This is a genomic window from Ferrimonas kyonanensis DSM 18153, assembly GCF_000425405.1.
In the GTDB taxonomy this organism is placed as follows: domain Bacteria; phylum Pseudomonadota; class Gammaproteobacteria; order Enterobacterales; family Shewanellaceae; genus Ferrimonas; species Ferrimonas kyonanensis.
In genome coordinates this window covers 35,522-46,875 of the sequence record NZ_KE384372.1, presented here as the reverse complement: position 1 = coordinate 46,875, position 11,354 = coordinate 35,522, and the positions used below count along the sequence as shown (strand labels likewise).

Below are 11,354 nucleotides of genomic sequence, written 5' to 3'. Positions count from 1 at the left end.
CTCGTTGGAGTAGCGAAGCGAGGTGCGTATCTTACGCTTTCCTCTGTCGCCGTCAAGCACAATTTCAAATTTAATTTGAAGCCGTTGCCGTTCGACTTAACTTGATGTTTTAAGCCTTTCAGCTCAATGTCTCAAGTGGGGCGTCATTTTAATCATTTAACTTGGCGAGTCAAGGACTTTTTTACCGAGTTATCTGAGTGGCTGACGCCCTGTTGACCAGTAGTGTTTCACTCGAAAGTGTTTACCCCGTCAACGAGGAGCGCATTATAGGGATCGTAATTTCTAAGGCAACCCCTAAAACGATCAAAAGTGATCAACCGGGCACTAAATAGACAAAAGCCCCCTTGCGGGAGCTTTTCTATCACCAAACGGTCCATTATTGCGGCAGGTACTTCTCTACCAATGCCTGAACCTTGGGGTTATCCCAATCGACAAAGCTGCGGACGAAGGCCACCAGCTCACCCTTCTCATTCAGAATAAAGGTCGCCGGAACCAGATCCGTCGGTAGCACCCGTCCCACTTCATTGGTGGTGTCGTACAAGGTCGAAAACGATGCCAACCCCAAATCCGCTAAGAACGGTGGCACAACCTCAGGGTCCTGATCGATGGCCACCGGCAGCACCACGGCGTCATGCTGCTCCAACTGGGTGCGGAATCGAGCCAATGAGGGCAACTCCCGAACACAAGGGGGACACCAGGTCGCCCATAGGTTCAAGACCACCAGTTTGCCTTTGTACTGCGCCAGATCCACCGCCTCACCTTTAGCATCGGTGATGGTGAAGGCCTCCAACTGCTGAGGAAAGGTCAGCTCCACAAAACGCTGCAGCGCAGGATCGTCGCCGGCTTTATTCATCCCCGGAAACGCAAAGACGCTGCTCGAAAGCAGCGTCAGCGCCAGAATCATCATTCTGATCATCGATTAGTCCCGGTTCTCTTTCAGCATCTGAGCCAGGCGTTGCCGTTCGGCTTCGCTGATCGCTGCCGGCGCTTTCTTATTGCGCTGACGCTGACCACGAATGAAGAACAAACCAATCCCAATTCCGAATACCGCAAAGGCCACCGGCCCCAACCACAGCACCAGCGTACGGCTGTCAAAGGCCGGACGATAGCGAACAAAGTCACCGTAGCGATCGGTCATGAACTTGACGATCTCGTCGTCACTCTTACCTTCGTCAACCATGGCATAGACCTGCAGTCGCAGATCCCGGGCCACCGGCGAGTTGGAGTCAATCAAATTCTGGTTCTGACACTGCGGACACCGCAGTTCGTTCGCCAGTTGAATGCCCCGCTCTTTGTTCGAGTCGTTTTTAAACTCGTAAGTATCGATGGGGGTGGCGTGAGCCAGGCCGGCAAACAGCGCCAGGCAGGCAAAGGTCGACAGAACTTTCATCAACGCTCTCATTACGCACCTCCCTTGGCGGCTTGCGCCTCTTTACGCAACTCAGAGATCAGCGGCATAAAGGTCTCTGCCCAGTTCTGAGGTCCCAGCACTCCGGCAAAGCGATAACGAATCACACCCTTGGCATCGACCACAAAGGTCTCCGGAGCACCGTAGACACCCAGGTCCAGACCCAGACGTCCATCAGGATCGTACAGGTTCTTAGTATAGGGGTCGCCGCTCTTAGCCAGGTAGCGCAGCGCCAGGCCGCGCTCATCCCGGTAGTTGATGCCATAAATTGGCACCGTACCAGATTGATTCAGACGGTTCAGGAACGGGTGCTCGTACTTACAAGACGGACACCAGGTCGCCCAGACGTTCAGCAGGTAGACCTCGCCATTGAGGTCGGTGTTGCTGATAGTCAGTTCGGCGTCTTCAAGTGATTCCAGCGTGAACGCCGGCACTGGCTTGCCTTCCAGTGCCGAGTCCAGCTCTTTGGGGTTGAGGAACAACCCCTTATACAAGAACACTGCCATGCCGATAAAAATCAGCAGAGGTAAAAACAGTAATACGCGTTTCATTGTTCACATCTACCTTAGGCTGTCGCGACCTGAGCATCCTTAACAGGAGCAGATTTACGGCTTCGGGCGCGCTTATCGGTCGCGGCCAGCGTGCCACCAATCATCATCAGCACGCCACCGATCCAGATCCAGCGAACGAACGGCTTGTAGTTCAGTCGAACCGCGTAGTCGGTCGCGTCCAGAGGATCGCCCATGGTCACGTACAGATCCCGGAAGAAGCCCCAGTCGATGCCCGCCTCAGTCATGTCCATGGTACGAACATTGTACTTACGACGATCAGGGTACAGGGTGGTTACCGGTTCACCGTCTTTGGTCACAACAATGCGAGCCTGTTCGGCGGTGTAGTTAGGACCTTGTACCATACGAGTGTCTTTGTAGGCAAAGGTGTAGCCCGCCAGCTCGTGAGTCCGGCCTGGGCCCATGCGTACGGATTTCTCTTCGGCGTAGTGAGAAACCATCGCCGCACCAACAATGGCCATGGCGATGCCCATGTGCGCCACCTGCATACCCCAGTAGCTGCGGGTAAAGCGCTTGGTGGTGAAGCTGCCGTCGTTCTCTTTCGACTTACGGTACACGTCAATCAGCAGAGTCAGAGTGATCCACAGTGCGGTGGCCACGCCAGCGCTGACCCACAGGTTCATCTCGCCCTTAACGATGAAGGGCGTCGCCAGACCAACCACCAAAGCGATCGCTCCGGGCACCAGCAACTGACGCATCTCGCTGTCTTTGGCTTTCTTCCAGCGAATCGACGGACCGATGCCCATCAGCACGAACAGCGTCAACACAATGGGGTTGAACACGGTGTTGAAGTACGGAGGACCTACGGAGATCTTACCCAGACCCAGGGCGTCACCCAGCAACGGGTACAGGGTACCCAGCAACACCGAACCGGTGGCAACCACCAACAGAATGTTGCACCCCAGCATCATGGTTTCTTTGGAGAACAGTTCGAATTTGGCCGGGCTGGCAAATTGAGTCGCCCGCACCGCAAACAGCGTCAGCGAACCACCGACCGCCAATCCCAACAGCCCCAGAATCGCCATGCCCCGGGTAGGGTCAGCCGCGAACGAGTGCACCGACGTCAGTACCCCGGAACGCACCAGGAAGGTACCCAGCAGACTCAGAGAGAAGGTAAAGATGGCCAGCAAGATGGTCCAGTTACGGAAGGTGCCCCGTTTCTCGGTCACGATCAGCGAGTGCACCAGAGCGGTACCCACCAACCAAGGCATAAACGATGCGTTCTCTACCGGATCCCAGAACCACCAGCCACCCCAGCCGAGTTCGTAGTACGCCCACCAGGAACCCAGAGCGATACCACCGGTCAGGAATACCCACGCCGCCAGCGTCCAGGGGCGGGACCAGCGAGCCCAGGCCGAATCCAGACGGCCGCTCATCAATGCCGCAATGGCGAATGCAAAGGCCACAGAGAAACCCACATAGCCGAGATACAGCATCGGCGGGTGGAAGATCAGGCCCACGTCCTGCAGCATCGGGTTCAGGTCCCGGCCTTCGGCAGGCACATTCGGCAGGAAGCGTTCAAACGGGCTGGAGGTCAGCAGCATGAACAGACAGAAGCCTACAGTGATCATCCCCATCACCGCCAGAACACGGGCGGTAAAGGCATCGTCCAGGTTACGGCTGAACAACGCAACCGCCGCTCCCCATACGGACATGGAGAACACCCAGAACAACAGGGAGCCCTCGTGACCACCCCAGATGGCAGCGATCTTAAACGCCGTCGGCAGGTGGCTGTTGGAGTTGTGAGCCACATAGGCGACCGAGAAATCATCGGTGACGAATGCGTATCCAAGGCACACGACGGAGAGTGCCATAAACACAAACATACCGTAGGCCAAGGGGCGACTGTAACTCACCAGGAAGGCATCTCGCCTTGCCACCCCGATTAGGGGGACGATCGACATCAGTGCCGCGAAGGCCATGCCGATGATGAGTGCGTAATGTCCAAGTTCCGGAAACATGAAGTACCTCTGCGAGGGAATTAATCCGTTTATCGGCCGAGAGCCGGACTGGGCTCCCTACCGAATAATGCTCATTGACGCCATTTTAGGCAGAGTTGCGCTGCTTGTCTGCCTTTAATCACGCTTAAAACGATATAGCTCACACCCATGCCTTTCCAGCATGCCCTGACGGTGCTCCACCCTTTGATACGCAAAGCTTACAAAAAGTTTCTTAACATTTTGTATTAGATTCGGATAATGTGACAACCACCGCAAATGCGATTGCTTAGGGCACGACCGGATCGGCTTCACTAGCCAATGAACGTCGTTGTCGTATAATCCTTCTGCAAATTTTTCAAGTTGGTGTGACGCGCCCCTGACTGCGAAACACTCCACTTTTAAGCAAATCACAGACTACAGAAGCAGCTATGACGACTTTTTGGATCGGTATCGCGGGCCTTACCGCATTGGCTTTACTGTTGGTTTGGTTGCCCTTTTTCAGAAGCAAGGCAAAAGGGGCCCAACAAACAGAGTTACGCAAGCAAACCAACGTAAAACTGTTCAACGAGCGCATCGCCGAGTTTGAAGTGGAGATGCAAGAGGGTCGCCTGACCCAGCAAGAGTTCGATGTATTGAAGCAGGAGCAGGAATTAAACCTGCTGCAGGACGTCAACGACAGCAACGACTCCGACATCGTCAACGATCGACGCGGACCACTGTGGCCAATCATTTTGAGCGTTGCCGTGGTGACCATCTCCGGGTACACCTACCTGGACCTGGGTCGTTTCGACGAGTGGCAGAACGCCCGTCCAGAAGCGGAAGCACAGGCCAACCCTCACCAGGGCATGACCCCGGAGCAGATGCAACAGATGCGCATCTCCCAGTTGGAAGGCACCGTCATGAACGAGCCCAACAACAGCCAGGCTTGGTTCTCTCTGGGGCACGCCTACATCTCAGGCAGCCAGTATGAGAAAGCGATCGCCGCTTTCGATACCACCATCGACCTGGTGGGCGAGCACGCCGAACTGCTGGGACCTAAGGCCACCGCCATGTACTACCTGGCCGGTGAAAAGATGACTCCGGAGATCGACGCCATCATCAAGAAGGCACTGGAAAGCGACTTTAAAGATCCATCAACCCGCCTGCTGCTGGGAATGGATGCCTTCTTCAGCGCCAACTACGAAGACGCCATCCGCCACTGGGAGATTCTGTTGACCAGCCCTCGGGATGACTTTGACCGTCAGGCGATTCAAGGCGCCATCATGCAGGCTAAGAGCTTCCTGGGCACCGACAGCGTCGACAACCCAGAATTGAATCAAGACGTCGAAGCCCGCGCCAACAGCGTACGCGTGTCCATCAGCGTCTCCGATGAAATGCTGGCCAAAGCCGACGCCAATGCCAACGTGCTGGTGATGGCCCGTCCGCTCAATGGTGGCATGATGCCTGTGGCCATTAAGCGCCTGAAAGTCTCTGACCTGCCGACTCTGGTGGTGCTGCGCGACAGCGACGCCATGACCCCGGAGATGGTCCTGAGCGGCCAGGAACAGGTGGCCATCGAAGTGGTGATCAATCACGACAGCAACCCTGCCCCCACCCCTGGGGATCTGCTGGGCAAGCACGACGCGGTCAAACTGGGCAGCGAAGTTCAAGTGGTTATCGACACCCTGGTGCAGTAACCCACGACCCTAGCCACAAAAAAGACCCGCATCGTGCGGGTCTTTTTTTGGGCTGAATTCGAACCAGAAAACACAAAGGCCCGCACGATGCGGGCCTTTTGAAATCATTGCAGTCTGTTCAGACTTACTTCTTGGCTGCCATAAATTCGATGGCTGCCTTGTAGTCATCGTCATTACAGTCCATGCACATGCCACCAGGAGGCATGGCGTTCAGACCAGTCTTGACGCTCTGAACCAGAGTATCCATGCCCTTAGCCATACGAGGCTCCCAGGCAGCTGCGTCGTTCAACTTCGGTGCACCAGCGATGCCCATGGCGTGGCAGGTCTGACAAGCTTTGTTGTAGACCGCTTCACCCTCTTGGGCCATAACGTTGGTCGCAGAAGCCAGCATAGCTACTGCAGCAAAAGCGATAATCTTTTTCATGCTACGTTCCAAATTGTTGACATTATTATGCGCCTCGGTGAAGCATTCTCACCGGCAAGCTCGACATTAAAATACCACAGACATCACGGTCGTTCATCTTTTTTTGACACAAATCACCATTTGCGGCATCGAGATGCAACTTATCTGTCGGCACCGGAGTCATAATAGCTAATCTTTTGTTAAATAAAACGAAATACGTTAAGTTCAGGCACCATAGTGGCGGCTGTGATCCAGCTCCCCCTAGCAAGTGTCGAGAATGCGAGCAAGCCCCAAGTAACACGGTCGGGTTATGATAGAATCGGCTTCATCTAATACAGGTGTGAACAGTAAAAGAATGCAGGAAAGCGATCGACTACTCAGTGCCAACGAGCTCACGTGCATCCGCGAGGAGCGCATCCTGTTCGATGGCCTCAGCTTTGCCGTCCATGGGGGCGACATCATCCAAATCGAGGGCCCCAACGGCGCCGGCAAAACCAGCTTGCTGCGCATTCTGGCTGGCCTGTCACGCCCGTACGCCGGCGACGTTCACTACCGAGGCAATCCCACCACCGAGGTTCGTGATGACTTTCACGCCGACCTTCTGTATCTGGGGCACCTGCCCGGTGTAAAAAGCGAACTGACGGCGGAAGAAAATCTGGCATTCAATCTAAACATTGCCGGATATAATGACGTCGATATTCGCGCCACTCTGGCGAAAGTGAACCTGACCGGATTCGAGGAACACCCCGCCGGGCACCTGTCCGCCGGTCAGCATCGGCGCATTGCCCTGGCCCGCCTGTGGCACAGCGAGGCCAAAATCTGGATTTTGGATGAACCGCTGACCGCCATCGATAAAAAGGGCGTTGCCGAACTGGAGCAGTTGATGCTGGATCACGCCAATCGTGGCGGCTGCGTTATTTTGACCACTCACCAGGATCTGCAACTGGTGGGGGCGGACCGCCTTAAGAAGCTCCGCCTGGAATATCAATTCGATTAGGGATCCCAACATGAGCAGAGATGTAAGCTACAGCCGGGCCTTCAATACGGTCCTGAAACGGGATCTCCAGGTGGCCTTTCGCCACCGGAACGATATCTTTAATCCGCTGATGTTCTTTTTTATCGTCGTCAGCTTGTTTCCCCTGGGCATCGGCCCGGAACCTCAGGTTCTGGCCCGCATCGCACCGGGCATCATCTGGGTGGCAGCCCTGCTGTCGGCCATGCTGTCACTGGAGCGGCTGTTTAAGACCGACTTTGCCGACGGCTCGCTGGAACAGATGATGATGAGCCCGCAGCCATTATCACTGATGGTGCTGGCCAAGGTACTGGCACACTGGATCGTCACCGGCGTTCCACTGATCATTGCCTCGCCCCTGCTGGCCACCCTGCTCTATCTGGATGGCAACAGCTACGGTGCCTTGATGGCCACTTTAGCTTTGGGCACACCGGTTCTAAGCTTACTGGGTGCCATTGGTGCAGCACTGACCGTCGGGCTGCGCAAAGGAGGGGTACTGATCAGTCTGCTGATTCTGCCGCTCTATATTCCGATTTTGATTTTTGCCACCAGCGCTATCGACGCTGCCGGCATGAACCTGCCCTTCACCGGCCACCTGTCGATTCTGGCAGCGATGTTGGTAGGCGCATTAGTCCTGGCTCCGGTTGCAATTGGAGCGTCATTGAGAGTGAGTACAAACTGATATGTGGAAATGGCTTCACCCCTACGCCAACCCAGAAAAGGCATACCAGCTTGCTGGTAAGATGCTGCCTTGGTTTGCCATCCTGGCTATTCTGTTAATCGCCACCGGCACCGTACTGGGTTTAGGCTTTGCTCCCGTGGATTACCAACAAGGTAACTCCTACCGCATCATCTTTATCCATGTGCCCGCCGCGTCCATGTCCATGTCCGCGTATTTCGCCATGGCCATTGCCGCCTTCATTGGCCTCGTCTGGCAAGTCAAGTTAGCCGACATCGCCGCAGCGGCCATCGCCCCCATCGGCGCCGCCGTCACCGTCGTCGCCCTGTTTACCGGTGCCACCTGGGGCAAGCCCATGTGGGGCACTTGGTGGGTATGGGACGCGCGACTGACTTCGGAACTGGTGCTGCTGTTCCTGTACCTGGGTGTCATCGCCCTGTATGCCTCGTTTGAAGACAAGGTGCTGGCCGCCAAGGCTTCGGGCATCCTGGCCATCGTCGGCTCCATCAACCTGCCGATCATCAAGTACTCCGTAGAGTGGTGGAACACCCTGCATCAACCGAACGCCATCACCGTCGGCAAGAGCAACGCCATGCCCCCGGAGATGTTGCTGCCACTGTTGCTGAATATCTTTGGCTTTGCCATGATGATTGGTGCCCTGACCATCTTGAGGTTCCGAGCCGAAGTGCTGGCCCGAAATGCCATGCGCCCTTGGGTGCGTGACATTGTTGCTGCTGAGGAGAAACGATAAATGAACTTGAACTTCCAATTTAGCAGCCTGTCTGAGTTTCTGAGCATGGGCGATTATGCCTTCTACGTGTGGCTGGCCTACGGGGTATCATTTGCTGTTTACGGCATTCTGGTGGTAAGTTGCCTGTCCCAGCGCAAGCGCGTCATTAAACAGATCAGTCAGAAGCAGGCTCGAGAAGCCCGCCTGAAACAACACAGGAGCAAAGCTGCATGAACCCACGCCGTAAAAAACGCCTGGTCTTCGCCTCGGCCTTAATCGGTGGGGTGGCGGCCATCGCCTCACTGCTGCTGTATGCACTCAACAGCAACTTGGATCTGTTCTACACCGCCACCGAGATCCATATGGGCAAAGAAGGCACCGGTATCAAACCTGAGATCGGTCAGCGCCTGCGAATCGGTGGCATGGTGGTTCCAGGTTCCGTAAAGCGCGACCCGGACAGCCTCAAGGTCGAATTCCAGGTCGCCGACACCGGACCGGCCGTGACCATTCGCTACGACGGCATGCTGCCTGACCTGTTCCGTGAAGGACAAGGCATTGTCGCTCAGGGTCCGATGACCGAATTCGCCGTGATTGACGCCACCGAAGTACTGGCTAAGCACGACGAAAACTACATGCCGCCGGAAGTGGCCGAGGCCATGGGCAAAAAGCATGAAAAGATGGATTACGACACTCAGGCACCCAGTGCCAGTTACTAGCAGCTAATCCAGTTTAAGAGCCGGTCATGGACCGGCTTTTTTATTGTCTTTTTTCAGCCACTGAGCCAGCTCCATCGGCAACGGAAACACGATGGTGCTGGAGCGATCGCCGGCGATCTCGGTCAGGGTCTGCAGGTAACGTAATTGCAATGCCCCCGACTCGCTGGCAAGCACCGCTGCTGCCTCGGCCAACTTGGTGGACGCCTCTTGCTCACCGGTGGCATGAATCACCTTGGCCCGGCGTACCCGCTCCGCCTCGGCCTGACGGGCAATCGCCCTCACCATGCTTTCATCCAGATCCACGTGCTTAATCTCGACATTACTGACCTTGATGCCCCAGACGTCGGTCTGCTTATCAAGAATCTTCTGAATGTCCACATTGAGCACATCCCGTTGCGACAACATCTCGTCCAACTCGTGCTGCCCCAGCACCGACCGCAACGTCGTCTGTGACAACTGACTGGTGGCCTCATGGTAGTCCTCCACCTGGTTGATCGCTTTCTCAGGATCCACCACTCGAAAATACACCACCGCGTTCACCCGCACCGATACGTTATCGCGGGAAATCACATCCTGAGTCGGCACATCCATCACCAGCGTCCGAAGATCGACCCGCACCATCTGCTGCACGATCGGGACCACCACGATCAACCCCGGCCCCTTAACCTTATAGAACCGCCCCAGCAGAAAAATGACGCCGCGCTGATACTCACGCAGAATCCGAAAGGTGCTGATCAGCAACCCCAGCACCAGCAGGGTCACGGTTATGCCAAAGTAGGCACCAAAGCTCTCACCAATCATCGTCCGTCTCCTCAGGATGCAACACCAGTGTCAGACCATCGATGGCCTCGACTCGCGCCCACTGCCCCTTAGACAGCGGTTGGTTGGCTCGGGCGTACCACACCTCACCATTGAGCTCCACCACGCCACTGTCCAGGTAACGGGCATCGATCAACACTCGGCGGGCGATCAGGGTATCGATGCCGGTCACGGTCGCCACCGACCGACTGGCCAATGCCATCTTGACCACCACCGCAGTAAATAGCGCCGAGACCACCGCCAACGCACTGATAAGCGGCAGAGCCAATTGAAATTCCGGCACATCGGTGTCCATCAGCAACACCGCACCGGCCACAAAGGCCGCCACCCCGCCAATGCCAAACAGGCCGAAACTCGGGGCGAAGGCTTCGGCCACCATCAGCGCAATCCCCAGCACCATCAAGGCGGCACCGGCCAGGTTCACCGGCAACAAGTTCAGGGCATACAGACCGAGCAACAGGCACACGCTGCCCACCACCGACGGCAAGCCAACACCCGGGCTGTAAAACTCCAGCACCAGTCCATAGAAGCCCAACATCATCAGTAACAACGCCACATTCGGATTGGTCAATGTCGCCAGCAGTCGATAGCGCCAACCGGGGTCCTTATGCACCACCGACGCCTGAGCGGTGGTGAGCGTTCGCTCACCGGATGCCAGCGTCACCACCCGCCCGTCGAGTTGAACCAGCAGATCCGCCACGTTGGCCGCCATCAGATCAATCACCCCGGCTTCCAGGGCGTCGGTGGCCGACAGGCTGGCGCCTTGACGCACCGCAGCTTCGCCCCAGTCGGCGTTGCGCCCCCTGAGCTCAGCCAGACTTCGAATGTAAGCCACCGCGTCATTAACCGCTTTGTTGCGCAGACTCTGGGCGTTATCCGGCGCCTGCTCCTTCGCTTGCTCGGGCTTACTGTCGGACGGGGAAGAGGGGGTCAACGCCACCGGCGTCGCCGCCCCCAGATTAGTGGCAGGCGCCATGGCCGCCACATGGCTGGCGTACATCAAAAAGGTGCCGGCGCTGGCTGCCCTGGCTCCCTGAGGGCTGACGTAGCCCACCACGGCCACCGGACTGGCCAGGATGCTTTGAATCATCTCCCGCATTGAGGTATCCAGTCCTCCGGGAGTGTCCATGGCCACGATCAGCAGCTGGATCTCGGCCTCACGGGCCTGTTCCAGGGTTCTCAACAGCAGTTGTGATGAGGCCGGGGAGATCACCCCTTTGATGGGCACCACCCACACCTCATTGGCCGGCACAGACCCGGACTCGACACCGTCACTCGCCCATAAAGGCGCAACGCACAGCAGCAGGCTTAAGCAAAACAACAGGGGGACTCGCATAGGCACCTCAGCTGGAGGCCTAGTACAAGTTTAGTAAAGGACGGAGTTTGGGGAATAAAACAGGGA

At 56.5% G+C, this 11,354-nt stretch carries 13 protein-coding genes; 6 read left to right on the top strand and 7 right to left on the bottom strand.

Going from position 1 to position 11,354, the window contains the following annotated elements; all coding sequences use genetic code 11:
• Positions 1 to 376: 376 nt before the first annotated feature.
• Genes H598_RS0122735 through H598_RS0122720 form a run of 4 tightly spaced genes read right to left on the bottom strand, consistent with a single transcriptional unit; the run spans position 377 to position 3,938 of the window.
• Entirely contained in the window at positions 377 to 916 is a 540-nt protein-coding gene (locus H598_RS0122735; RefSeq protein WP_035416484.1) for a TlpA family protein disulfide reductase, read from the bottom strand.
• Between the two features lie 3 nt (positions 917 to 919).
• Positions 920 to 1,402 carry a heme lyase NrfEFG subunit NrfF gene (nrfF, locus tag H598_RS0122730; RefSeq protein WP_028115058.1) on the bottom strand — a complete coding sequence of 161 codons (483 nt, stop codon included), beginning with the start codon at positions 1,400 to 1,402 and terminating at the stop codon, positions 920 to 922.
• A complete protein-coding gene (locus H598_RS0122725; protein WP_028115057.1) occupies positions 1,402 to 1,959 on the bottom strand; it encodes a DsbE family thiol:disulfide interchange protein in 558 nt (185 codons plus the stop codon). The genes nrfF and H598_RS0122725 overlap by 1 nt, the downstream gene beginning before the upstream one ends.
• A 14-nt stretch (positions 1,960 to 1,973) precedes the next feature.
• Positions 1,974 to 3,938: a heme lyase CcmF/NrfE family subunit gene (locus H598_RS0122720; protein ID WP_028115056.1), complete on the bottom strand. Its 1,965-nt coding sequence runs from the start codon at positions 3,936 to 3,938 to the stop codon at positions 1,974 to 1,976.
• A gap of 407 nt (positions 3,939 to 4,345) precedes the next feature.
• Here H598_RS0122720 and ccmI point away from each other — a divergent pair, with 407 nt between their 5' ends.
• Positions 4,346 to 5,593 carry a c-type cytochrome biogenesis protein CcmI gene (ccmI, locus tag H598_RS0122715; RefSeq protein ID WP_028115055.1) on the top strand — a complete coding sequence of 416 codons (1,248 nt, stop codon included), beginning with the start codon at positions 4,346 to 4,348 and terminating at the stop codon, positions 5,591 to 5,593.
• A 124-nt stretch (positions 5,594 to 5,717) separates the two neighbouring features.
• Here ccmI and H598_RS0122710 read toward each other — a convergent pair whose 3' ends face one another.
• A complete protein-coding gene (locus H598_RS0122710; RefSeq protein WP_028115054.1) occupies positions 5,718 to 6,017 on the bottom strand; it encodes a c-type cytochrome in 300 nt (99 codons plus the stop codon).
• Positions 6,018 to 6,351: 334 nt separating this feature from the next.
• On the opposite strand from H598_RS0122710, the gene ccmA reads away from it, so the two are divergent.
• The 5 genes from ccmA to ccmE are packed head-to-tail and all read left to right on the top strand — an operon-like array spanning position 6,352 to position 9,133.
• On the top strand, positions 6,352 to 6,993 hold the full coding sequence (gene ccmA, locus H598_RS0122705) for a cytochrome c biogenesis heme-transporting ATPase CcmA (RefSeq protein WP_028115053.1): 642 nt from the start codon (positions 6,352 to 6,354) through the stop codon (positions 6,991 to 6,993).
• A 10-nt stretch (positions 6,994 to 7,003) separates the two neighbouring features.
• The gene (ccmB, locus tag H598_RS0122700; protein ID WP_028115052.1) at positions 7,004 to 7,690 is read left to right on the top strand and encodes a heme exporter protein CcmB; all 687 of its coding nucleotides are present in this window, start codon (positions 7,004 to 7,006) and stop codon (positions 7,688 to 7,690) included.
• Between the two features lies 1 nt (position 7,691).
• A complete protein-coding gene (gene ccmC / locus H598_RS0122695) occupies positions 7,692 to 8,438 on the top strand; it encodes a heme ABC transporter permease CcmC (protein ID WP_028115051.1) in 747 nt (248 codons plus the stop codon).
• On the top strand, positions 8,439 to 8,651 hold the full coding sequence (gene ccmD / locus H598_RS0122690) for a heme exporter protein CcmD (RefSeq protein ID WP_028115050.1): 213 nt from the start codon (positions 8,439 to 8,441) through the stop codon (positions 8,649 to 8,651).
• Entirely contained in the window at positions 8,648 to 9,133 is a 486-nt protein-coding gene (ccmE, locus tag H598_RS0122685) for a cytochrome c maturation protein CcmE (protein WP_028115049.1), read from the top strand. Before ccmD ends, ccmE begins: the two co-directional genes overlap by 4 nt.
• A 24-nt stretch (positions 9,134 to 9,157) precedes the next feature.
• Here ccmE and H598_RS0122680 read toward each other — a convergent pair whose 3' ends face one another.
• Both H598_RS0122680 and H598_RS0122675 read right to left on the bottom strand, forming a co-directional pair.
• Entirely contained in the window at positions 9,158 to 9,934 is a 777-nt protein-coding gene (locus tag H598_RS0122680) for a slipin family protein (RefSeq protein ID WP_051252965.1), read from the bottom strand.
• Positions 9,924 to 11,288: an NfeD family protein gene (locus H598_RS0122675; RefSeq protein WP_211227349.1), complete on the bottom strand. Its 1,365-nt coding sequence runs from the start codon at positions 11,286 to 11,288 to the stop codon at positions 9,924 to 9,926. The genes H598_RS0122680 and H598_RS0122675 overlap by 11 nt, the downstream gene beginning before the upstream one ends.
• Between the last annotated feature and the right edge of the window lie 66 nt (positions 11,289 to 11,354).